At 69.3% G+C, this 22347-nt stretch carries 16 protein-coding genes; 8 read left to right on the top strand and 8 right to left on the bottom strand.

Annotated features, from left to right (window positions below; all coding sequences use genetic code 11):
- Positions 1-5 precede the first annotated feature (5 nt).
- Positions 6-602, bottom strand: a complete 597-nt coding sequence (locus tag HW466_RS01750) for an ANTAR domain-containing response regulator (RefSeq protein ID WP_059507543.1) — start codon at positions 600-602, stop codon at positions 6-8.
- A 156-nt stretch (positions 603-758) separates the two neighbouring features.
- Positions 759-1520, bottom strand: coding sequence for a uroporphyrinogen-III C-methyltransferase (cobA, locus tag HW466_RS01755; protein WP_174905358.1), 762 nt, complete (start codon positions 1518-1520; stop codon positions 759-761).
- Positions 1521-2194: 674 nt separating this feature from the next.
- Here cobA and HW466_RS01760 point away from each other — a divergent pair.
- From HW466_RS01760 to HW466_RS01775, 4 genes are read left to right on the top strand one after another with little or no spacing between them, the layout of a single operon-like run.
- Complete coding sequence (locus HW466_RS01760; protein WP_059451215.1) at positions 2195-3520, top strand: MFS transporter; 1326 nt, start codon at positions 2195-2197, stop codon at positions 3518-3520.
- 21 nt (positions 3521-3541) lie between these two features.
- On the top strand, positions 3542-6127 hold the full coding sequence (gene nirB, locus HW466_RS01765; protein WP_151006244.1) for a nitrite reductase large subunit NirB: 2586 nt from the start codon (positions 3542-3544) through the stop codon (positions 6125-6127).
- Between the two features lie 38 nt (positions 6128-6165).
- On the top strand, positions 6166-6513 hold the full coding sequence (gene nirD, locus HW466_RS01770) for a nitrite reductase small subunit NirD (protein ID WP_059451217.1): 348 nt from the start codon (positions 6166-6168) through the stop codon (positions 6511-6513).
- Positions 6514-6529: 16 nt separating this feature from the next.
- A complete protein-coding gene (locus tag HW466_RS01775) occupies positions 6530-10717 on the top strand; it encodes a bifunctional nitrate reductase/sulfite reductase flavoprotein subunit alpha (RefSeq protein WP_174905359.1) in 4188 nt (1395 codons plus the stop codon).
- A gap of 121 nt (positions 10718-10838) precedes the next feature.
- Here HW466_RS01775 and HW466_RS01780 read toward each other — a convergent pair whose 3' ends face one another.
- Together HW466_RS01780 and HW466_RS01785 are read right to left on the bottom strand one after the other, a co-directional pair.
- Positions 10839-11615 carry an SDR family oxidoreductase gene (locus tag HW466_RS01780; protein ID WP_059868310.1) on the bottom strand — a complete coding sequence of 259 codons (777 nt, stop codon included), beginning with the start codon at positions 11613-11615 and terminating at the stop codon, positions 10839-10841.
- Between the two features lie 4 nt (positions 11616-11619).
- Positions 11620-12057: a GlcG/HbpS family heme-binding protein gene (locus HW466_RS01785; protein ID WP_151006170.1), complete on the bottom strand. Its 438-nt coding sequence runs from the start codon at positions 12055-12057 to the stop codon at positions 11620-11622.
- A gap of 97 nt (positions 12058-12154) precedes the next feature.
- On the opposite strand from HW466_RS01785, the gene HW466_RS01790 reads away from it, so the two are divergent.
- From HW466_RS01790 to HW466_RS01805, 4 genes are all read left to right on the top strand, one after another.
- A complete protein-coding gene (locus HW466_RS01790; RefSeq protein WP_081070814.1) occupies positions 12155-13063 on the top strand; it encodes a LysR family transcriptional regulator in 909 nt (302 codons plus the stop codon).
- 72 nt (positions 13064-13135) lie between these two features.
- On the top strand, positions 13136-13570 hold the full coding sequence (locus HW466_RS01795) for a hypothetical protein (protein ID WP_151006171.1): 435 nt from the start codon (positions 13136-13138) through the stop codon (positions 13568-13570).
- Positions 13571-13962: 392 nt separating this feature from the next.
- Positions 13963-16557, top strand: coding sequence for a bifunctional lysylphosphatidylglycerol flippase/synthetase MprF (mprF, locus tag HW466_RS01800; protein ID WP_059451223.1), 2595 nt, complete (start codon positions 13963-13965; stop codon positions 16555-16557).
- Complete coding sequence (locus HW466_RS01805) at positions 16554-17831, top strand: virulence factor family protein (RefSeq protein WP_151005647.1); 1278 nt, start codon at positions 16554-16556, stop codon at positions 17829-17831. Before mprF ends, HW466_RS01805 begins: the two co-directional genes overlap by 4 nt.
- A 73-nt stretch (positions 17832-17904) precedes the next feature.
- Here HW466_RS01805 and HW466_RS01810 read toward each other — a convergent pair whose 3' ends face one another.
- From HW466_RS01810 to HW466_RS01825, 4 genes are all read right to left on the bottom strand, one after another.
- Positions 17905-18363: a DUF934 domain-containing protein gene (locus tag HW466_RS01810; RefSeq protein ID WP_151005645.1), complete on the bottom strand. Its 459-nt coding sequence runs from the start codon at positions 18361-18363 to the stop codon at positions 17905-17907.
- On the bottom strand, positions 18360-20144 hold the full coding sequence (locus HW466_RS01815) for a nitrite/sulfite reductase (protein ID WP_151005643.1): 1785 nt from the start codon (positions 20142-20144) through the stop codon (positions 18360-18362). The genes HW466_RS01810 and HW466_RS01815 overlap by 4 nt, the downstream gene beginning before the upstream one ends.
- Before the next feature lie 197 nt (positions 20145-20341).
- Positions 20342-20737 (bottom strand): hypothetical protein, encoded by a 396-nt coding sequence (locus tag HW466_RS01820; protein WP_151005641.1) that lies wholly within the window; start codon positions 20735-20737, stop codon positions 20342-20344.
- Between the two features lie 83 nt (positions 20738-20820).
- Positions 20821-22254 (bottom strand): aminotransferase-like domain-containing protein, encoded by a 1434-nt coding sequence (locus HW466_RS01825; protein ID WP_174905360.1) that lies wholly within the window; start codon positions 22252-22254, stop codon positions 20821-20823.
- Positions 22255-22347 lie beyond the last annotated feature (93 nt).

The raw sequence follows: 22347 nt of genomic DNA on the forward strand, positions 1-22347 counted from the left end.
GGCATTCATGACGGGTGGGTCGCATCGAGCAATTGCCGCGCGATGTCGACGATGCGCTGGCCTTGATCCATCGCGCGCTTGCGCAGCAACGCATATGCGTCGTGCTCGGACAGCCTGCGCTGATCCATCAGCAGGCGCTTCGCGCGGTCGATCAGCTTGCGCTCGGCGAGCTCGCGCTCGACGTCGGCGAGCCGGCGCCGCAATGCATCGTCGTGCGAGAAGCGCGCAAGCGCGACTTCGAGGATCGGCGCGAGACGCTCGGCCGACAGGCCCTCGACGAGATACGCGCTGACGCCCGCGCCGACCGCCGCGTGAATCAGCTCCTGGTCGGCATCGTGGCTGAACATCAGCACGGGACGCGGCGCGGTCGCGTGCATCACGGCCAGTTGCTCGAGCGTGTCGCGCGACGGCGAATCGGTATCGATGATCACGACGTCGGGGCGCTGCTCCTCGACGGCGGCGGGCAGGCGCGCGGGCGTCGCGACGTCGTTGAGCATCTCGTAGCCGAGGCGCGCGAGCGCGTCGCCGAGTTCGCCGATGGGTTTGTCGGTGTCGGTGACGAGCAGCACGCGCAGGCGTGCGGGCGGGACGGACGAACTCATGACGCGAGCGGGGACGGACGAACTTCGGTGCAAGGGTTGAAGGGCGGATGCGGGGGGCGGGCGCGCGTCGACGGATTCCGCGCGTCGCGGCCGCATCGCGGACAGCCGGCGCGAACGCCGCTGCGGTGACCGGAGATGTGATGCGGACCGCGCATGCTATGCCGCCCGGAACCGCATCGCATCGCCGGCGGCATCGGTGCATTGCACGTCGGCTTCGCCGATCGCCTCGCCGACGAGCATCACGGCCGGGCTGCCGAGCCCGGCTGCCGCCACGCCGCGCGCGAGGCCGCCGAGCGTGCCGGTCCAGCGGCGCTCGTGGGGCGTGCCGGCCCACTGCACGGCGGCGGCCGGCGTCGACGCCGGCAATGCGGCGAGCAGGCCCGCCGCGATGCTGTCCACGCGACTCATGCCCATGTAGATCGCGAGCGTGGTGCCGCTCGCCGCGAGCGTCGCCCAATCGGGTTCGCCGTGGTCCTGGCGGTGCGCGGTGACAAACGTCACGCCGTGGCAGTGCTCGCGGTGCGTCAGCGAGATGCCCAGGCTCGCGGCGGCCGCGAAGCCCGACGAGATGCCGTTGACGATGTCGACCGGAATGCGTGCGGCGCGCAGCGTCGCGAGTTCTTCGCCGGCGCGGCCGAACAGCAGCGCGTCGCCGCCCTTCACGCGCACGACGTGCGCGCCGCGCAGCGCGTAGCGGCGCATGAGTTTCTCGATGAATGCCTGCGGCGTGGAGCGGCAGCCGCCACGCTTGCCGACGCGGATCACGCGCGCGTGCGGCGCGAGTTCGTCGATGCCGGGTGCGACGAGATCGTCGAGCAGCAGCACGTCGGCGGCCGCCAGCGCCTTGACGGCCTTCAGCGTAAGGAGATCGGGATCGCCGGGGCCGGCGCCCAGCAGCGTGACTTTTCCAGTCGTCATGTCGTATTCCATTGCCGCGCGCGTGCGCGTGCGGCGATCGATATTGCGTTGTTGCTCGCGGCGGCGGCGGGCGGTCGAAGCGACCACGGCATCCGGCCGTGCCGCGCACGGGGGGACGTCGTTGTCCTGGTCTGCTGCGCCCGCCTGCGACGGCGGGCCCGACTTGCGGAGACTGCCCACCGGCGCCGTTGCCGGTGTGGTCCGGATTCAGCAATATCCGGACCAACCGGCGCGATCGCGGCGGCAAGCGTAGCGACGTGCGCGACGCCGCGCGCGCGACGAAGGCCGGCACGCGGGCGGCCGGGCGGCGGCGCGGCGCACGCGATGCTGCATCGGCGTGCATCGCGCCCCGTCATCGCGCACCGCGATGTCGCACGCTGACAGTGCTGCAGCGCACCACATCTGTGCCACTCTGCATCCTGACGTATCGCGCGCGGCGCACACGGGCAATGCGCGCAGTGGCCGGCGAGCCTTGCGTGGCGCGGCTGCACGCGCGATTCGGGCCGACATGGCATGGCGTTTGCGTAATCTCGTTCGGGCGGATCAATGGCGATTCGTCCGCAGTACCGATTACCGACGCGCCCGGAAACGGGCTTCATGGGCAACGGCGTCCTACGCATCGGGTCTCGACGAGACCGGGTGCGCAGGACGCCGTTTTTCGTTTGGCGGATGACATGACCGACAAAGCTACCCGTATCGATCTCTTCAGCTTCCGCACCGCGCCGATGCGCGCGTTCCACATGACGTGGATGGCGTTCTTCGTCTGCTTCTTCGCGTGGTTCGCGTGCGCGCCGCTGATGCCGCTGATTGCGCGCGAATTCCACCTCACCGCGGCACAGGTCGCGAACATCAACATCGCCGCGGTAGCCGCGACGATCGCCGTGCGGCTGCTGGTCGGCCCGCTGTGCGACCGCTTCGGCCCGCGTCGCGTCTATGTCGGGCTACTCGTGCTCGGCGCGATTCCGGTGTTCGCGGTGTCGTTCTCGCACGACTATCTGACGTTCCTGATCTGCCGCCTCGGCATCGGCGCGATCGGCGCGGGCTTCGTGATCACGCAGTACCACACGTCGGTGATGTTCGCGCCGAACGTGGTCGGCACGGCCAACGCGACGACGGCCGGCTGGGGCAACGCGGGCGCGGGCGCGACGCAGGCGATGATGCCGCTGCTCGTCGCCGCCGGCCTGATGCTCGGCTTCGGCGACGACGCATCGTGGCGCATCGCGCTCGTCGTGCCGGGCATCGCGATGCTCGCGATGGCCTGGGCGTACTGGCGCTTCACGCAGGACTGCCCGCAAGGCGACTTCGCCGCGCTGCGCAAGCAGGGCGTGACGGTCGACAGCGGCAAGAAGGGCGGCTGGGCGAGCTTCTTCACCGCATGCGGCAACTATCGCGTGTGGATGCTGTTCGTCACGTACGGCGCCTGTTTCGGCGTCGAGGTGTTCATCCACAACATCGCCGCGCTGTATTACGTCGATCACTTCAAGCTGTCGCTGAAGGATGCCGGCTTCGCGGTCGGCATGTTCGGGCTGCTCGCGCTGTTCGCCCGCGCGCTCGGCGGCTGGCTGTCGGACAAGATTGCCGCGCGCCGCAGCCTCGACGTGCGCGCGACGCTGCTGTGCGCGCTGATCGTCGGCGAAGGGCTCGGGCTGATCTGGTTCTCGCATGCGCAAGGCGTCGGCATGGCGCTCGTCGCGATGCTGACCTTCGGCCTCTTCACGCACATGGCCTGCGGCGCGACCTATGCGCTCGTGCCGTTCATCGACCGCAAGGCGCTCGGCGGCGTCGCGGGGATCGTCGGCGCGGGCGGCAACGTCGGCGCGGTGGCCGCGGCGTTCCTGCTGAAGGGCGTCGGCGACGTGCAGCACGCGCTGAGCCTCCTCGGGCTTGCCGTCACCGCGACCGCACTGTGCGCGATGGCCGTGCGCTTCAGCGAAGAACACAAGGCACGCGAGGCCGAGCTGCGCGATCGCGCGCTGGCCGCTGCCAGCGCCGCGAACTGATCGACCGAAGGAAACGTCATCATGAAACTCATCGTCATCGGCCACGGGATGGTCGGCCACAAGCTGCTCGAATGCGTCGCCGCGCAGGCCGGCGCGGCGGACACGCTGCAGGTCACGGTGCTCGGCGAGGAACCGCGCCCGGCGTACGACCGCGTGCACCTGTCGGAATTCTTCGCGGGCAAGTCGGCGGACGATCTGTCGCTCGTCGAGCCGGGCTTCTTCGAGCGTCATCCGCAGTTCGACCTGCGTCTGAATGCGCAGGTCGCGTCGATCGACCGCGTCGCGCACACGGTCACGCTCGCGTCCGGCGAAACGCTCGCGTACGACAAGCTGGTGCTCGCGACGGGCTCGCGCCCGTTCGTGCCGCCGGTGCCGGGCCGCGATCGCGCGGGCTGCTTCGTGTACCGGACGATCGAGGATCTCGAGGCGATGCAGGCATGCGGCACGCACGCGAAGCGCGGCGTGGTGGTCGGCGGCGGGCTGCTCGGCCTCGAATGCGCGAAGGCGTTGCGCGACATGGGCCTCGACACGCACGTCGTCGAATTCGCGCCGCGGCTGATGGCCGTGCAGGTCGACGACGGCGGCGGCCGGATGCTGCGCGCGAAGATCGAGGCGCTCGGCGTGACCGTGCATACGGGCAAGAACACGCTCGAGATCGTCGACGGCGAACAAGGCACGCACCGGATGGCGTTCGCCGACGGCTCGCATCTCGACACCGACATGATCGTGTTCTCGGCCGGCATCCGCGCGCGCGATGAACTGGCACGTGCGTGCGGCCTGGAAATCGGCCCGCGCGGCGGCGTCGCGATCGACGACGCGTGCCGCACGAGCGACGCCGACATCTACGCGATCGGCGAATGCGCGGCTTGGAACGGCACGGTGTACGGGCTCGTCGCACCGGGCTACGACATGGCGCGCGTGGTCGCGAAGCAGCTTGGCGGCGACGTGAAGGAAGCCGCCGACGCCGCGTTCGCCGGTGCCGACATGAGCACCAAGCTGAAGCTGATGGGCGTCGACGTCGCGAGCATCGGCGACGCGCACGGCGCGACGGCCGGCTGCCGCACCTACCAGTACGCGGACGAGCGCCGCCAGGTCTACAAGAAGCTGGTGGTGTCGGACTGCGGCAAGTTCCTGCACGGCGCGGTGATGGTCGGCGACGCGGCCGAATACGGCACGCTGCTGCAGATGATGCTGAACCGCATCGAGTTGCCGGAGTCGCCGGAATTCCTGATCCTGCCGTCGTCGGACGGCGCGGCGAAGCCGGCGATCGGCGTCGACGCGCTGCCCGAGGGTGCGCAGATCTGCTCGTGCAACAACGTGTCGAAGTCGCAGATCTGCGCGGCGGTGGCGGACGGTGCGACGAGCCTCGGCGCACTGAAGTCGTGCACGGGCGCGGGCACGTCGTGCGGCGGCTGCGTGCCGCTCGTCACGCAGATCATGAAGGCCGAGATGAAGAAGCAGGGCCTCGCGGTCAACAACCATCTGTGCGAGCACTTCCCGTATTCGCGCCAGGAACTGTTCCATCTGATTCGCGTCGAGCGCATCACGACGTTCGACGAACTGCTCGCGAAGCACGGCCACGGGCTGGGCTGCGACGTGTGCAAACCGGCGGTGGCGGGCATCCTCGCATCGTGCTTCAACGAGTTCGTGCTGAAGAAGGAACATGCGGGGCTGCAGGATTCGAACGACTACTACCTCGCGAACATCCAGCGCGACGGCACGTACTCGGTCGTGCCGCGCATGCCGGGCGGCGAAGTGACGCCGGAAGGGCTGATCGCGGTCGGCCAGGTCGCGAAGAAGTACGGGCTCTACACGAAGATCACGGGTGGCCAGCGCGTCGACCTGTTCGGCGCGCGCGTCGAGCAGCTGCCGTCGATCTGGGAGGAGCTGATCGCGGCCGGCTTCGAATCGGGCCACGCGTACGGCAAGGCGGTGCGCACGGTGAAGTCGTGCGTCGGTTCGACGTGGTGCCGCTACGGCGTCGACGATTCAGTCGGCCTCGCGATCGACATCGAGAACCGCTACAAGGGCTTGCGCGCGCCGCACAAGATCAAGTTCGGCGTGTCCGGCTGCACGCGCGAGTGCGCGGAAGCGCAGGGCAAGGACATCGGGATCATCGCGACCGAGAAGGGCTGGAACCTGTACGTGTGCGGCAACGGCGGGATGAAACCGCGCCATGCGGAGCTGCTCGCGTCCGATCTCGACCGCGACACGCTGATCCGCTACATCGACCGCTTCCTGATGTTCTACGTGCGCACGGCCGACCGGCTGCAGCGCACGAGCGTCTGGCGCGACAACCTCGAAGGCGGGCTCGACTACCTGATCGACGTCGTCGTGCACGACAAGCTCGGGATCGCGGCCGAACTCGAGGCCGACATGCAGCACGTGGTCGACACCTACGAATGCGAGTGGAAGAAGGCCGTCACCGATCCGGACACGCGCAAGCGCTTCCGCCACTTCGTGAACAGCGACGCGCCGGACACGACCATCGCGTTCGTCGAGACGCGCGGGCAGATCCGGCCCGCCACGCCCGCCGAGCGCGCGGGCGGCAAGCCCGTTTCGATTCCGGTCGTCGTCGAACCGGCAATCGAACCCGCAACCGTTTGATCCCGACCGACACCAGCGTCTTTTCCAAGGAGCCCATCATGAACGATCGTCTTCCGCTGTCCTGGACCCGTGTGTGCCCGCTCGACGACATCGTGCCGAATACCGGCGTTTGCGCGCTCGTCAACGGCGAGCAGGTGGCGGTGTTCCATGTCGCGCATCCCGAAGAAGGCGGCGTGTTCGCGATCGGCAACGTCGATCCGGTGTCGCAGGCGGCCGTGATGTCGCGCGGGTTGATCGGCAGCCTCGGCGAGCGCGTGGTCGTCGCGTCGCCGCTGTACAAGCAGCATTTCGATTTGCGCACCGGCGAATGCCTCGAATCGCCCGAGAAATCGGTGAGCGCGTATCCGTCGCGGGTCGAGGACGGTTACGTGTGGATCGCCGCCTGAGCGCCCGGGAGCACGCATGAGCGCCACCGCCGTCAGGAGCGTATGCCCGTACTGCGGCGTGGGCTGTGGGATGGTGCTGCACGTCGAGGATGACGAAGTCGTCAAGGTGTCAGGCGACGTCGATCATCCGACCAACTTCGGACGGCTGTGCACGAAAGGCTCGTCGGCGCACGTCGCGTTGCGCCGTTCCGGGCGTCTCGATCGCGCGTTCGTGCGGCGCGCGCGCGAGGACGACCTCGTGCCGCTGCCGGCCCGCGACGCGATCGCCGAGACCGCGCGGCGCCTGTGCGCGGTGCTCGACGCGCACGGGCCCGATGCGTTGTCGTTCTACGTGTCGGGGCAGATGTCGATCGAGGCGCAATACCTCGTGAACAAGCTCGCGAAGGGCTTCGTCGGCACCAACAACATCGAGTCGAACTCGCGCCTGTGCATGGCGAGCGCGAGCACCGGCTACAAGCAGTCGCTCGGCGCGGACGGCCCGCCCGGGTCGTACCAGGACTTCGATCGCGCGAACCTGTTCTTCGTGATCGGCGCGAACATGGCCGACTGCCACCCGATCCTGTTCCTGCGCATGATGGATCGCGTGAAGGCCGGCGCCAAGCTGATCGTCGTCGATCCGCGCCGCACCGGCACCGCCGACAAGGCCGACCTGTTCCTCCAGATCCGGCCGGGCACCGATCTCGCGCTGACCAACGGCTTGCTGCATCTGCTGCACGCGAACGGCCGCACCGATGCCGCGTTCATCAATGCGTATACCGAAGGATGGGACGAGATGCCCGCGTTCCTCGCGGACTACACGCCCGAGCGCGTCGCGGCGATCACCGGCCTCGCGGAAGCCGACATCCGCACGGCCGCGCAATGGATCGGCGACGCGCAGGAATGGATGAGCTGCTGGACCATGGGCCTCAACCAGAGCACGCACGGCGTGTGGAACACCAACGCGATCTGCAACCTGCATCTGGCGACGGGCGCGATCTGCCGCCCGGGCAGCGGGCCGTTTTCGCTGACCGGCCAGCCGAACGCGATGGGCGGACGCGAGATGGGCTACATGGGCCCCGGCCTGCCGGGCCAGCGCTCGGTGCTGTCCGACGACGACCGGCGCTTCGTCGAGAACCTGTGGCGCGTGCCGGCCGGCACGCTGCGCAAGGACACAGGCGGCGGCACGGTCGATCTGTTCGAACGGATGGCGGCCGGCGACATCAAGGCGTGCTGGATCGTCTGCACGAATCCGGTCGCGACCGTGCCGAACCGGCAGAAGGTGATCGCGGGGCTGCAGGCCGCGGAGCTCGTGATCGCGCAGGACGCGTTCCTCGACACCGAGACCAACCGCTACGCCGACATCCTGTTGCCCGGCGCGCTGTGGGCCGAGGGCGACGGCGTGATGGTCAACTCCGAGCGCAACATGACGCTGATGCGCGCGGCGATCGCGCCGCCCGGCGACGCGCTGCCGGACTGGCGCATCGTCGCGGAAGTCGCGCGCGCGATGGGCTTCGGCGATGCGTTCGACTACGCGTCGGCGGCCGACGTGTTCGACGAGATCGTGCGCTTTTCGAATCCGGCGACCGGCTACGACCTGCGCGGCGCGAGCCATGCCGCGCTGCGCGACGGCCCCGTGCAATGGCCGGTCGCACCGGGCACCGCGCGCGAGCGGCACCCGATCCGCTACCTGAACGACGGCGTGAGCCAGACGCCGCGCGCGGCCGCCGACGGCCGCGACGCACCGCGCATCGCGTTTCCGACGGCGTCGGGCAAGGCGCGCTTCCTCGCGCGCGCGCACGTCGCGCCGGCCGAGCTGCCCGACGACACGTTCCCGATCGTGTTGAACACCGGCCGGCTGCAGCATCAATGGCACACGATGACGAAGACGGGCAAGGTCGCGATGCTCAACAAGCTCAATCCGCGCCCGTTCGTCGAACTGCATCCGGACGATGCGAGCGCACTCGGCATCGCGACGAAGGACAGTGTCGAGATTCGCTCGGCGCGCGGTCGAGCGGTGCTGCCGGCCGTCGTCACCGAGCGCGTGCGGCGCGGCAACTGCTTCGCGCCGATGCACTGGAACGACGTGTACGGCGACGATCTGTGCATCAACGCGGTGACGAACGACGCGATCGATCCCGAATCGCAGCAACCCGAACTGAAGTATTGCGCGGTCGCACTGACGCGCGTCGACACGGGCGCGTTCGCGTCCGCCGATGACGACACGGCGCGGACCGACGCCAGCGCCGCCGACGCGCGGCCCGAGCCCGCGCCGGCGCAGATCGCGGCTTCACAGGAATTCGACATGGCAGACCTCGACACTTTCGCGGCCGCGCTCGGCGTGGCCGACCTCGCGCCGCCGCCGCTCTCCGAGGCCGAGCGCCTGTACGTGGCCGGGCTTGTCAGCGGGCTGAAGGCGAGCGCCGGCCGGCGCGAAGGCGGCGTGCCGGTGCTGCCGGCCGGTGCGCCGCTCGCGCAGCCGGTGCGGCTCTGGCTCGACGGGATGCTCGCGGGCCTGTTCAGCCGCTCGGCGCCCGTTCATGCATCGGAAGGCGCCGTGCCCGCGCTGCCGGCCGAAGCCGCCGCACCCGGCGGCGTGCGGATCGTGCGAACGCGCCCGAAGGTCGTGCTGCTGTGGGCGTCGCAGACGGGCAACATCGAATCGCTGACCGAGGACTACGCGACGCAGCTGATGAACGCCGGCTTCGAGATCCGCACCGCGTGCATGTCCGACTATCCGGTCGCGTCGCTGGCCGGCGCGCAATACGTGCTGCTGATGACGAGCACGTTCGGCGACGGTGACGCGCCCGACAACGGCAGCGAGTTCTGGGAAGCGCTGCAGGCCGGCAGTGCCGCGCGCCTCGACGGCGTGCACTTCGCGGTGCTCGCGTTCGGCGATCGCAACTACGATCAGTTCTGCGGACACGGCCGCCGGCTCGACGCCCGGCTCGCGGAGCTCGGCGCGGTGCGGCTGTGCGCGCGAGTCGACTGCGACGTCGAATTCCAGCGCGATGCGGACCAGTGGCTCGAACGCGTGGTCGCCCGGATCAAGGAAGCGGATGCCGCGCTGCACGCGGTGCCTGCCACCGGAATGAGCGGGTCGGGATTGCTGCCGACCAAGGCGCACCCGGCACCGTCGAAGCTCGTCGCGAACCTGCGGCTCAACCGGCCCGGTGCCGCGAAGGACACGCGCTACGTGTCGCTGTCGACCGAAGGCGCGAACCTCGAATACGAAACCGGCGACGCACTCGGCGTGTGGCCGACCAACTGCCCGGAGCTGGTCGACGAGCTGCTGTCGGTCACCGCATTGAAGGCCGATGCGCCCGTGTCCGTCGCAGGCGTCGGCGACATGCGTCTCGGCGATGCGCTCGCGCGCCACTTCGACATCACGCGCCCGCATCCCGACACGCTGTCATTCATCGCGTCGCGCAGCGCGAACGGCGCGCTCAAGGCGCTGCTCGGCGACGATCGCAAGGCCGACCTGAAACAATGGTTGTGGGGGCAACAACTTGCGGACGTGCTGCACGAGTTTCCGGTCGAGCTGTCGGGCATGGAGCTGGTCGGGATGCTGAAGCGGCTGCAGCCGCGCCTGTATTCGATCGCATCTAGCCCGAGCGCGCACCCGGGCGAGATTCACCTGACCGTGTCGGCCGTGCGTTATCACAACGGCCGGCGCGCGCGCAAAGGCGTTGCGTCGACGTTCCTCGCGGACCGCGCCGACGACGGCCGCGTGCCGGTGTTCGTGCAGAAGTCCGCGCATTTCCGGCCGCCGGTGAACGGCGACGTGCCGGTCGTGATGGTCGGGCCCGGCACCGGCGTCGCGCCGTTCCGCGGTTTCCTGCACGAGCGGCAGGCGCGCGGTGCGCGGGGACGCAACTGGCTGTTCTTCGGCGAGCAGCATGCACGGACCGACTTCTACTACGGCGACGAACTGAGCGCGATGCGCGACAGCGGCTTCCTGACGCGGCTCGATCTCGCGTTTTCGCGCGACCAGGCCGACAAGATCTACGTGCAGGACCGGATGCGCGAACAGGGCGCCGAGCTGTACAAGTGGCTCGAGGAGGGCGCGCACTTCTACGTGTGCGGCGACGCGTCGCGGATGGCCAAGGACGTCGATACCGCGCTCAAGGCGATCGTCGCGGAGCATGGCGGGATGTCGGAGGAGGCCGCGACCGACTACGTCGCGCGGCTCGCGAAGGCGCGGCGCTACATGCGGGACGTGTACTGAGCGCGGGTGGCGCGAGTCGGCGCGGCGACCGGCGAGCCGCAACCGTCGGCGGACCTGGGCTTCTGTCGGCATGACCGGCGATGGCGGATGGCGCGCAACCCGCCTGTCGCGCCGGCCCGCATTACTGCTGCCGCTCCCATGCGCGCGCCTGCTCGGCGCGCACGAGCGCTTCCGACGACTGCGGCAGCAGGTTGCGGAACGCGCCGCCGTCGCGCTCGATCACGTCGACCATCTTCGCGATCATTTCCTCCGGATCGTGCTGCTCGAGCGGGAAGGTCAGCCGCTCCGGCGTCACGGTGTGGACGGCCGGATCGCGCCAGCGTCGCGGCGTTTCCATCATCCGGTCGTTGAAGCCGGTGCTGTACGGCCCCGGATTCACGACCGCGACGCGGATGCCGTGCGGCGCCAGTTCCGCGTGCATTGCCTCGGCGACCGATTCGACCGCATGCTTCGACGCGCAGTAGGCGCCCGTGAACGGCCCCGTGATCAGCCCCGCGATCGAGGACACGAACACGATCTTGCCGTGCCCGCGCGCGAGCATGCCGCGCGCAATTTGCTGCGTGAGTTCGAGCGGCCCGAACACGTTGACGTCGAAGAGCTCGCGCACGATCTCGACCGGCAGGTCGACCAGCGCGCCGGCTTCGCCGACGCCCGCGTTGTTCACGAGCACGTCGACGTCGAATTCGGCCGCACGGGCGCGATCGTAGGCCGACGTGACGTCGAGCTTCACCGCGCGCAACGACGCGCCGCGCTGCGCGGCGGCGTCCGTGAGCGCGTCGATCTCGGCGGTCGTGCGGACACCGGCCGTGACCGCGTGACCGTGTTGCGCGAGCCGCAGCGCGACTTCGCGGCCGAAGCCGGTGCCCGCGCCGGTGATGAGAATGCGTTTCTGTGCCATGTGCTTACCTCGAGGTGGGAAAGGTTGCGTGAAAGCGATCGCGGCAATGCCGGGCGATCGCGTCGTCCTGCTCGACGCTGCCGCCCGATACGCCGATCGCGCCGACGCAGCGACCGCTGGCGTCGACCAGCGGCTCGCCGCCGCCGAACGTGACGAGCCCGCCGTGGCTGTGCTCGATCCCGCGCAGCGGACCGGCGCCGGACATCGCGCCGAGCGCGGCGGTCGATGCGCGGAAGCGGATCGCCGTCAGCGCCTTGCGCTGCGCGAGGTCGATCGCGCCGAGAAAGCAGTCGTCGGTGCGGACGAACGCAAGCAGGTTCGCGCCGGCGTCGACGATCGCGATCGATACGCCGGCGACCTGCAGTGACGCGGCCTGCGCGAGCGCGGTTTCGATCGTCAGGCGGGCGGCCGCGAGCGGCAGGGCGGGGCAGTGCGGATCCATTCGATGCTCCAGTGAGGGACGGCCGGGCCAGTGTAGGCGGTTCGGGTATATGGGAGAATCCGTATTCCGCTCGAAGGAGTTTCAAGTTTTTTTAATGATGAGCAGACGCGATCCGATGGCCGGGCTGCACGTGTTCATGACCGTCGCGACGGCCGGCAACTTCACGCGCGCGGCCGCCGCGCTCGGCCTGACACCCGCCGCCGTCAGTCTCGCGATCGGGCAGCTCGAGGGCGAGCTGAACGTGAAACTGTTCAATCGCAGCACGCGCGGCGTGAGCCTGACGGAAGCCGGCCGGCATTACCTGCAGCAGACGGAGCCCGCGTACCGGCAGGTCATGCACGCGCGCGACGCGCTGAAGGAGGTGCGCAGCGAGCCGGGTGGGCTGTTGCGCATCACCGCGCTGCCGCTGGCACGCACCCTCGTGATTGCACCGGTGCTTGCCGCGTTCCGGGCGCGCTATCCGAAGGTGCGGCTCGAGATTCGCTACGAGAACGAGCTGATCGATATCGCGAAGGACGGCTTCGACGCGGGGATTCGTCTCGCCGACCGGCTGCAGCCGGGCATGATCGGCGTGCGCATCGCGCCCGCGCTCACCTGCGCGCTGGTTGCATCGCCCGGTTACCTCGCGCGGCACGGCACGCCCGCGTCGATCGCCGAGCTGGAGCGGCACGCGTGCATCCGTTTCCGGTTTTCGGAGAGCGGGCGCCTGCACAAGTGGCTGCTGCACGACGGGCGCCGCGACGTCGATCTCGATCCGGAAGGCGTGCTCGTCACGAACGATGCGGATGCGGTGATCGATGCCGCGCGCGAGGGCGTCGGCATCGCGTTCGCGTTCATGCGCGAGCGCATCGACGCGGACTTGCGCGACGGCTCGCTCGTCGAGGTGTTGCCCGGTGCGTGCCGGACGCTGCCGCCGATGTGGCTCTATTACGTGAATCGCAAGCACGTGCCGGCGAAGTTGCGGGCGTTCATCGACGTGCTGCGCGAGCGGGCCGGCATCCACTAGCGGGGCTCGCTGCAGCGATGCGCGGGACGGCGCATGATGGCGGCTTCATCCACGCAGCCACGGAGTCGCGTCATGACGGCACACCGGAATTACCCGCTTCGAACCCTTGCGATCGTCGCATCGCTGGCCGCTACCGCATTCTTCGGCGCGCCGGCCGTCGCGCAGACGTCGACGGTGCCGGCCGGCACGGCCGCCGCGACGCCCGACAACGCGGTGCTGCTGACCGTCTTCCTGAAGCACGACCAGTCGCGCCCGCTCGCCGAACTGAACGCGCAGCTCGAGAGACAGGGGTTCTACAAGGCGTTTCCGCCGCCGGGCGTTGAAGTGGTGAGCTGGACGGTGGCAATGGGAATCGGCCAGATCGTCGTGCTGCGCTTGCCGGCGTCGCGGGTGCGGGAGGTCAATCGCGTGCTGGAGGACACCGCGTGGGGCGCGTACCGGACCGAGTTCTATCCGACTTACGACTACAAGGCGATCGGGCTCGCGTCGCACGAGCGCGCGAAGTGACGAACGGGCGGCGCGACCGTCCACCCGCGTTCCCTGAAACCCGCGCACGGTCGCGGTTTTGCCCTCGCTCGTCCAGCCGGGCCGGAGAATTTCTCCCAAATGCATCACAAGTCATTCATCCGATGAAAAATCGCGGCCGGTTCCCGGTATGATGCGCACCTTGCGTTCGCCGGACGCACGATCCTGATGCGACGTAGGCGCGTGCCGCGCGCCACAAAACCGCACAATCCGAAGTTGAAAGATTCTGTAATATAAATTCCGTATACTCGTAAGTTCTGATCCAGGCGCCGCCTGCGTCCATCTCCGGCGGACCGCCCACGCAGAACAACCCGATATGTCGCCGCCGGGCCAACCCGCGCCGTGACTCGCTATGCACCACCACTGAACAACCTATGTCTTCCCGCAACTCTGGTTCGCCCGGCCGCGCCGCGGCGGTGATCGCCCGTGTCCGGGCGCTGATCCGCAACGAGCGCGTGCTGTCGCCGCTGCTTGCGCTCGGCATCGGCCTGCTGCTGATCGTGGTTTTCCAGCACCTGTCGGAATCCGTCGACTACCGGTCGGTGATCCGCCAGTTGCGTCACATGTCCGTCAAGGAATGGGGCGCGTCGCTGGCCGCCACCGCCCTGAGCTATCTCGCGCTCGTCGCGCGCGACGCGGTCGGCCTGCGCTATGTCGCCGCGAAGGTGCCGCGCGTCGCGTTGTGGATCGGCGCGATCGCCGGCTCCGCGCTCGGCAACGCGACCGGCTTCGGCGCGCTGACGGGCGGCGCCGTGCGCGCGCGCGTGTACGGCGCATCGGGCGTCACGCCCGCGCAGATCGGCCGCATGACGGTATTCACGAGCGGCACGCTCGCGCTCGCGCTGGTGTTGATGACGGCGGTCGGCATGGTCTGCGTGCCGCAGACGCTCGCCGCGATGCTGCATGTCGCGCCGGGCGTGCTCACGTGGAGCGGCGCCGCGCTGCTCGTCGTGCTGGCCGCGATGACGATGATGTGCGGCAACGCCGCGCGCCCGGTCGTCACACGCTTCAAATGGCTCGCGTTCGACGTGCCGGCGCGCCGCGACCTGGTCGCGCAGGTCGTCTACGCGGTGCTCGACGTCGTGGCCGCCGGCCTGACGCTGTGGGTACTGCTGCCGGCCGCGCCGGTCGGTTTCCCGACCTTCATCACCGTGTATGCGGCCGCGCTGCTGCTCGGGATGATCGGCCATACGCCGGGCGGGATCGGCGTGTTCGAGGCGGCGATGGTCTTCACGCTGGGCCGCGAAGTGCCCGCGCACGCGATGGTCGCCGCGCTGATCGCGTATCGCGCGATCTACTTCGGCGTGCCGCTCGTGCTGTCGGCCGGCCTGCTGGCCGGGTTCGAAGGCCGCGCGCTGCGCCGCCGGCTCGTGTCGCGGCAGGCCGCGCGGGTGTCGCACCTGGCGCCGCTGTTCCTGAGCCTCGTGACGTTCGCGGTCGGCGGGATGCTGGTGATCTCGAGCGCGACGCCCGCGTTCTGGCACCGGATCGCGATCCTGCGCAACATCGTGCCGCTGTGGGTGCTCGAAGGCTCGCAGGTGATCTGCAGCGTGCTGGGCGTCGCGTTGCTGTTCGTCGCGCGCGGCCTGCTGCGCCGGCTCGACGGCGCATGGTGGATGACCTTCGCGCTGACGCTCGCGAGCCTTGCGCTGTCGCTGGCGAAGGGGCTCGCGTTCGTCGAGGCCGGCGTGCTCGGCACGCTGCTGGTGCTGCTGCTCGTCAGCCGCCGCCGCTTCAACCGGCATTCGTCGCTGCTCGCCGAGCGCTTCACGGTGAGCTGGTTCGTGTCGGTGACGATGGTGCTGATCCTCGCCGTGTGGGTGCTGTGTTTCGCGTTCCGCGACGTGCCTTATACGCGCGATCTGTGGTCGCATTTCTCGTTCGACGCACGCGCGCCGCGCGCGCTGCGCGCGACGCTCGCGGCCGGCGTGTTCGTCGCGATGTTCGCGCTCTGGCAGCTGCTGCGGCCGGCGCCCGGGCGTTTCGTGAAGCCCGCCGAGCAGGACCTGCTCGACGCGGAGCAGATCATTCGCGCGCAGGAATGCAGCGATGCGGGCCTCGCGTTGATGGGCGACAAGTCGTTCCTGTTTTCCGAATCGCGCCGCGCGTTCCTGATGTACGCGAAGAACGGCCGCACGTGGGCCGCGCTGCACGACCCCGTCGGGCCGCGCGAGGAATGGCCGGCGCTGATCAGCAAGTTCATCGCGCTCGCGCACGCGCACAGCGGGCGCGCGGCGTTCTACCAGGTGCGCGCGAACGCGCTGCCGTTGTATCTCGACGCGGGGCTCACGCTGATGAAGCTCGGCGAGGAAGCGCACATCGCGCTCGACCGGTTCGACCTGAAGGGTTCGAACCGGTCGCACCTGCGCTATGCGCTGCGCCGCGGCGACAAGGATGCGCTGTCGGTCGAGGTGATCGCGCCGTGCGACGTGCCGGCCGCGCTGCCGGCGCTGCGCGACATCTCCGACGGCTGGCTCGACAGCCGCGACGCGCGCGAGAAGAGCTTCTCGGTGGCCGCGTTCCACGAAGGTTATCTCGCGACGCAGTCGGTGATGCTCGTGCGCCAGGCCGACAAGCCGATCGCGTTCGTCACGTTCATGACGACCGACCTCAACACCGAGGCGACGGTCGGCGTGATGCGCCATCTGCCGGACGCGTCGCCGTATGCGATGGAGTATCTGTTTACGCAGCTCGCGCTGCATCTGAAGGAAGCGGGGTTCCGCAAGCTGAGCCTGGGTATCGCGCCGTTCTCGGGGATGGGGGCGGCGAAGATGCCGTCGCCGTGGCACCGGTTCGGGCTGATGGTCTGGCGCTTCGGCGGCCGCTTCTACAACTTCCGCGGCTTGCGTGCATTCAAGAGCAAGTTCGAGCCACACTGGGAGCCGCGTTATCTCGCGGCCTCGGGCTCGGTCGGCGTGTTCGTCACGCTCGCGGATCTGTCCCTGCTGGCTGGAGGTCGGCGTTCATGATGTTGAGAAAGGGTATCGCGCAGGCGGCAATCGCCTGGGCGGGAATGATGCTGGCCGGCGCCGCGTTTGCCGCGCAGCCGGCAGCGCAAACGGAAACCGTGTCGGGCGGCCGCTACGGCCCCGTGACCGTGACGAAGCCGAGCGGCCCGCTGCGCGGTTTCGTCGTGCTGTTCTCGCGCGAGCGAGGCTGGGGCGCCGCCGACCAGCAGGCGGCGGACGCACTCGCGAAAGCGGGCGCGATGACGGTCGGCGTGGATTCGGAACGCTACGCGGCGAACCTCGCCGCGAAGCAGGAAACCTGTCACCACCTCGACGGCGACGCCGAGGCGGTGAGCCACCAGCTCGAACGCCTCGCGCAATCGGCGCGCTATTACACGCCGATCGTCGCGGGCGTGGGCCAGGGCGGCGCGATCGCGAAGCAGATCCTGTCGATGGCGCCGGAGAACACGATTGCCGGCGTCGTGTCGGTCGCGCCGGCGGCGAAGCTCGATGCGCGCTTCAAGCCGTGCCCGCCCGATCCGACGATCGTGCGCCGCGCGATGCCGGGCTTCGTCGAAACGGCCGCGGCCGGCGATACCGCGAAGCTCGTGTCGCTCGTCACGTCGCACCTGCACGACACCAGCAGCAGCGACGAGCTCGACGTGTCGGACCTGCCGCTCGTCGAATTGCCGGCCAAGGGCGGCAGCGACCGCCTCGCGATCGTGATCTCCGGCGACGGCGGCTGGCGCGATCTCGACAAGACGATTGCCGAGGCGCTGCAGCGCGACGGCGTGTCCGTGGTCGGCATCGACAGCCTGCGCTACTTCTGGAGCGAGAAGCCGCCCGCACAGGTGAGCCGCGATCTGGCGCGCGTGATGCGCACGTACATGGCGCGCTGGCATGCGAGCCGCGTGGCACTGGTCGGCTACTCGTTCGGCGCGGACGTGATGCCGTTCGCGTACAACCGGCTGCCGGCCGACCTGCGCGACAAGGTCGCGGTGATGTCGCTGCTCGGCTTCGCGCCGGCGGCGGACTTCCAGATCCGCGTGACGGGCTGGCTCGGCATGCCGGCGAGCGACAAGGCGATGAAGGTCGCGCCGGAAATCGCGAAGGTGCCGCCGCGGCTCGTGCAGTGCTTCTACGGCGCCGAAGAGAAGGACACGATGTGTCCGGCACTCGCGAACACCGGGGCCGACGTGATCAAGACGGGCGGCGACCACCACTTCGGCCACGACTACATCGCGCTCGAGAAGAAGATCCTCGGCGCGTTCGGCAAGCCGGTGGCGGCGCGCTGAACGCCGGCGCCCGCTTCGCGGCGGGCGCGGCTTCGTGGTTCATCGGACGGGCGGCCTGTTGGCCGCCCGTTTTTCATTGTTCCGTCGGCAGCGCCGCGTCCTGTCGCCGCGACGGCGTGCTCGCGTCGCGCTGGTAGAAGCCGGGGAAGCGGTCAAGCTGACGGTGCGCGGCCGCGAGATCGGCATCGGCGGCGAGCACCGCGCTCGAAAACCCGGTGCGCGCCATCAGCAGCAGCTGGTCGATCAGCACGTCGCCCGTCGCGCGCAGGTCGCCGGTGAAGCCGAAGCGCCTGCGCAGCAGATACGCCTGGCTGTACGCGCGGCCGTCGGTGAAGGACGGGAAGTGCAGGTCGATGCGCGCGGCCTGCGCGATCCGGACGGCGAGCGGCGCCAGTTCCTCGTCGTTGCCGATCGCCAGCGTCGCGAGCGTCGCCGGGTCCTGCGAGTTGGCGTCGTCGGCGTGTTCGGCCGGTGTCAGCAACCGGATGCGTGCGTTCGCGCCGTTGTTCGCTTTTTCGTCGGTCGGGTTCATGCATGCTCCGCGTGGTGACGTGCGTCGTTCGCCGCAGCCTTGAACGGCTCGGCGCCGATGCGGCGCACCGTGTCGATGAATCGTTCGGCGCGGCCGTCGGCGTCGAGCCGTGCGTCGAGATAGACGTTGACGAGCGCGTCGACGACATCGACGATCTCGTCCGCGGAGAACGACGGGCCGATCACCTTGCCCGGCCGGGCGGGGCCGCTCGCGGTGGAGCCGTCCGAGCCGCCGAGCGTCACCTGGTACCACTCGGCGCCGTCCTTGTCGACGCCGAGGATGCCGATGTGCCCACTGTGATGGTGGCCGCACGAGTTGATGCAGCCGCTGATATGCAGGTCGATGTCGCCGATATCGTGCAGCATGTCGAGATCCTGGAATCGTTCGGCGATCGCATCGGCGATCGGGATCGAGCGCGCGTTCGCGAGCGCGCAGAAATCGCCGCCGGGGCACGCGATCATGTCGGTCAGGAGTCCGACGTTCGCGCTGGCGAGACCGGTCGCGCGCGCGTGTTCCCACAGCAGGAAGAGGTCGTCGACGTGCACCCACGGCAGTACCACGTTCTGCGCATGCGTGACGCGCGCCTCGCCGCACGAGAAGCGGTCCGCGAGTGCGGCGAGCGCATCGAGCTGTTCTGGCGATGCGTCGCCGGGCGCCTGCAGGCGACGCTTGAACGACAGCGTGACGATCCTCAGTGCCGGGTCGCGGTGCAACGCGACATTGCGCGCGAGCCAGCGCGCGAAGGCCGGATGACGAGTGGCGTGCGCGGCCGTGCGCGTTTCGACATCCTTCAGGTCGAGCGCGCGCGGCGCGACGCGCGGCGGCACGAAGGATGCCGAGATGCGGTCGAATTCGGCCTGCGGAATCGTATGCGGGCCGCCGTCATGCTCGACGATCTGGCGAAACTCTTCCTCGACGTCGTCGACATAGCGCTGGCCCTCGCTTTTCACGAGAATCTTGATGCGCGCCTTGTACTTGTTGTCGCGCCGGCCGTAGCGATTGTAGACGCGCACGATCGCCTCGATGTAGTTCATCACGTGTTGCCACGGGAGAAACGCGCGCAGCACCGTCGCGATCGTCGGCGTGCGGCCCATGCCGCCGCCGACGCTTACGCGAAAGCCGAGTTCGCCCGCGTCGCTGCGCACGAGCTTCAGCCCGACGTCGTGCCAGTCGGTCGCCGCGCGGTCCTCGGCCGCGCCGGTGATCGCGATCTTGAACTTGCGCGGCAAGAACGCGAATTCCGGATGCAGTGTCGTCCACTGGCGCATCACCTCGGCGAACGGACGCGGATCCGCAATTTCGTCCGGTGCGACGCCCGCGCGCTCGTCGCATGAAATGTTGCGGATGCAATTACCGCTCGTCTGGATCCCGTGCATGTCGACGGTCGCGAGCAGGTCCATCACGTCGGCCGCCTTCGCGAGCGGAATCCAGTTGAACTGCACGTTGGTGCGGGTCGTGAAGTGCGCGTTGCGCGTCGGCAGGCGCAGCGTGCCGAGCAGCGCCTGCGCGTCGCAGGCGGCGCGATAGGTGACGTCGTCCGGCACGTCGTAATCGCGCGCGATCCGGGCAAGCACGCGAAGCTGCGCGCTCGACAGTTCGCCGTACGGCACGGCCACGCGCAGCATCGGCGCATGGCGTTGAACGTACCAGCCGTTCTGCAGGCGCAACGGCCGGAACGCATCCTCGCTCAGCGTGCCGTGCTGCCAGCGTTCGAGCTGGTCGCGGAACTGGGCGGCGCGGCTGCGCACGAGCGCCCGGTCGAAATCGGTATATCGGTACATGACGTGATACGCGAGAGGAGCGGCGGCGCAGGGGCGCGCCGCTCGGGAGGGGACGTTGCGACGGGTGTCGGGCAACCGGAGACAGCGTAGGGAACGCGCGGCGGCGGGACAAGCAGCAGTTCGGCACGAAAAGGGCGCAGCAGATCGGCGATGCGCCGGCGGCGCTCGGGCATGCGTTGCGCATGCCCGCGTCGGGTTCAGGCTTGCGCGTCGACGATCAACGCCGGATCGAGCGTGCGGATGCGCTGGTCGATGAAGTAGCCGCCGCCTTCCTGGTAGCGCAGGAACAGCCGGCCGCACGACACGCAGCGGCTGACGTTGCAGCGGTTGTACGGAAAGTGGCGCGGTGCGATCGGTGCGTCGTCCGACCCGTAGCGCGTGCCGGCCGGGTGGAATTCGTCGTAGCGCGGTTCGGGGTCGTCGGGCGGCGCGAGCGTCGCCACTTCGACGAGCTGCGTATCTTGCAGCGACAGCGGCAGGCTCGTCCAGCCGGCAAGCGATGTCTTCGTGCAGATGCACGGTTGCGTGACGCCGTCGGCTTCGGCGGCGAGCGTCAGCAGTGCGGCGTGATCGAGGTAGGGCAATGCGCTCATGGGATGGCGAGACGGGGCGAAGGGACGTGCAATGTAACCCGTATGTGCATCGGCTGCACTGCAGCAGCGTGTTTGCGTGCGGTTCACCCGGCCTTGCGCACCGCCGGTTCGGCGACGAGTTCACCGAGCACGCGGATCGCGCGTTCGATGTCGCGGTTCCACGGATGGCCGAAGTTCACGCGCACGCAGCGCTCGAAGCCGTGCGCGGCCGAGAACAGCGGCCCCGGCGCGAAGCTGATGCCGCGCGCGATCGCCTGGCGGTGCAGTTCCATCGCATCGATCGCATCGGGAAACGACAGCCACAGAAAATACCCGCCGTCCGGCCGCACCCACTCGACGCCGTCCGGCAACCAGCGCCGCAACGCGTCGTCCATGCGGGCGAGCTGCGTCTGCAATGCGCCGCGCAGCTTGCGCAGATGGCGATCGTAGCCGCCGTGCTCCAGATAGTTCGCGATGCCGGCTTGCGCGGGAATGCTGGCCGACAGCGTGGTCATCAGCTTGAGCCGCTGCACCTTCTCCGCGAACCGGCCGGCGGCGGCCCAGCCGATCCGGTAGCCGGGCGCGAGGGTCTTCGAGAACGAGCTGCAGTGCATCACGAGGCCATTGCGGTCGAAGGCGCGCGCGGGCAGCGGGTAGTCAGGGCCGAAATGCAGCTCGCCATACACGTCGTCCTCGATCAGCGGCACCTCGCGCGCGGCCAGCATTTCCACGAGCGCGCGCTTCTTGTCGAGCGACAGCGTGACACCGGTCGGATTCTGGAAATTGGTCATGAACCAGCACGCGCGGATGTCGTGCCGGTCTAGCGCGTTCGCGAGCGCATCGAGATCGAGGCCCGTGCGCGGATCGACCGGAATCTCGACCGCACGCAGGTCGAGCCGCTCGATCGCCTGCAGCGCCGCATAGAAGCCGGGCGACTCGACCGCGACGACGTCGCCGGGCCGCGTGACCGCCATCAGGCACAGGTTCAGCGCTTCCAGCGCGCCGTTCGTGACGACGATCTCGTCGACGGGTTGCGCGACGCCGGTTGCCAGATAGCGCCGCGCGATCTGCTGGCGCAGCGCCTCGTTGCCGGGCGGCAGATCGACGACCGTGCTCCACGGGCTGACGACGCGCGTCGCCTGCGCGAGCGATTTCGCGAGGCGCGGCAGTGGAAACAGTTGCGGCGCGGGAAACGCGGAGCCGAGCGGCACGATGCCGGGTTGCGTCGCGGCGTCGAGCACCGAGAACACGAGATCGCTGATGTCGACCTTGCGCGTGGCGCCGGTGCGGCGCGCGCGGCGTTGCGCAGGCGGGTTCGCCGCCGCGCCCGCACCCGGCGCGACGTAATAGCCGGAGCGTTCGCGCGCGCGGATCAGCCCCCACTGTTCGAGCAGGTAGTACGCGCGAAACACCGTCGACTGGCTCACGCCATGCTGCGCGATGATCTGGCGCAGCGACGGCAGGCGCGTGCCGGCCGCGAGGTTGCCGTTGCGGATTTCGTCGGCGATCGTATGGGCGAGGGCTTCGTAGCGTTTCATCGGCGCGGATGGAGCAGGCGTGCGCCGCGCGCGGGCCGGTGCGGCGCCGTGCCGGCGGGGCCGGCCATTGTCCGACGGGCGGCCCGAAAAGAA

The sequence above is a fragment of the Burkholderia territorii genome (assembly GCF_902833055.1).
In the GTDB taxonomy this organism is placed as follows: domain Bacteria; phylum Pseudomonadota; class Gammaproteobacteria; order Burkholderiales; family Burkholderiaceae; genus Burkholderia; species Burkholderia territorii.

Excerpts from the sequence above, each read along its gene's own strand:
- HW466_RS01750 (WP_059507543.1), bottom strand. The coding sequence starts at position 602 with ATGAGTTCGTCCGTCCCGCCCGCACGCCTGCGCGTGCTGCTCGTCACC.
- cobA (WP_174905358.1), bottom strand. The coding sequence starts at position 1,520 with ATGACGACTGGAAAAGTCACGCTGCTGGGCGCCGGCCCCGGCGATCCC.
- HW466_RS01760 (WP_059451215.1), top strand. The coding sequence starts at position 2,195 with ATGACCGACAAAGCTACCCGTATCGATCTCTTCAGCTTCCGCACCGCG.
- nirB (WP_151006244.1), top strand. The coding sequence starts at position 3,542 with ATGAAACTCATCGTCATCGGCCACGGGATGGTCGGCCACAAGCTGCTC.
- nirD (WP_059451217.1), top strand. The coding sequence starts at position 6,166 with ATGAACGATCGTCTTCCGCTGTCCTGGACCCGTGTGTGCCCGCTCGAC.
- HW466_RS01775 (WP_174905359.1), top strand. The coding sequence starts at position 6,530 with ATGAGCGCCACCGCCGTCAGGAGCGTATGCCCGTACTGCGGCGTGGGC.
- HW466_RS01780 (WP_059868310.1), bottom strand. The coding sequence starts at position 11,615 with ATGGCACAGAAACGCATTCTCATCACCGGCGCGGGCACCGGCTTCGGC.
- HW466_RS01785 (WP_151006170.1), bottom strand. The coding sequence starts at position 12,057 with ATGGATCCGCACTGCCCCGCCCTGCCGCTCGCGGCCGCCCGCCTGACG.
- HW466_RS01790 (WP_081070814.1), top strand. The coding sequence starts at position 12,155 with ATGAGCAGACGCGATCCGATGGCCGGGCTGCACGTGTTCATGACCGTC.
- HW466_RS01795 (WP_151006171.1), top strand. The coding sequence starts at position 13,136 with ATGACGGCACACCGGAATTACCCGCTTCGAACCCTTGCGATCGTCGCA.
- mprF (WP_059451223.1), top strand. The coding sequence starts at position 13,963 with ATGTCTTCCCGCAACTCTGGTTCGCCCGGCCGCGCCGCGGCGGTGATC.
- HW466_RS01805 (WP_151005647.1), top strand. The coding sequence starts at position 16,554 with ATGATGTTGAGAAAGGGTATCGCGCAGGCGGCAATCGCCTGGGCGGGA.
- HW466_RS01810 (WP_151005645.1), bottom strand. The coding sequence starts at position 18,363 with ATGAACCCGACCGACGAAAAAGCGAACAACGGCGCGAACGCACGCATC.
- HW466_RS01815 (WP_151005643.1), bottom strand. The coding sequence starts at position 20,144 with ATGTACCGATATACCGATTTCGACCGGGCGCTCGTGCGCAGCCGCGCC.
- HW466_RS01820 (WP_151005641.1), bottom strand. The coding sequence starts at position 20,737 with ATGAGCGCATTGCCCTACCTCGATCACGCCGCACTGCTGACGCTCGCC.
- HW466_RS01825 (WP_174905360.1), bottom strand. The coding sequence starts at position 22,254 with ATGAAACGCTACGAAGCCCTCGCCCATACGATCGCCGACGAAATCCGC.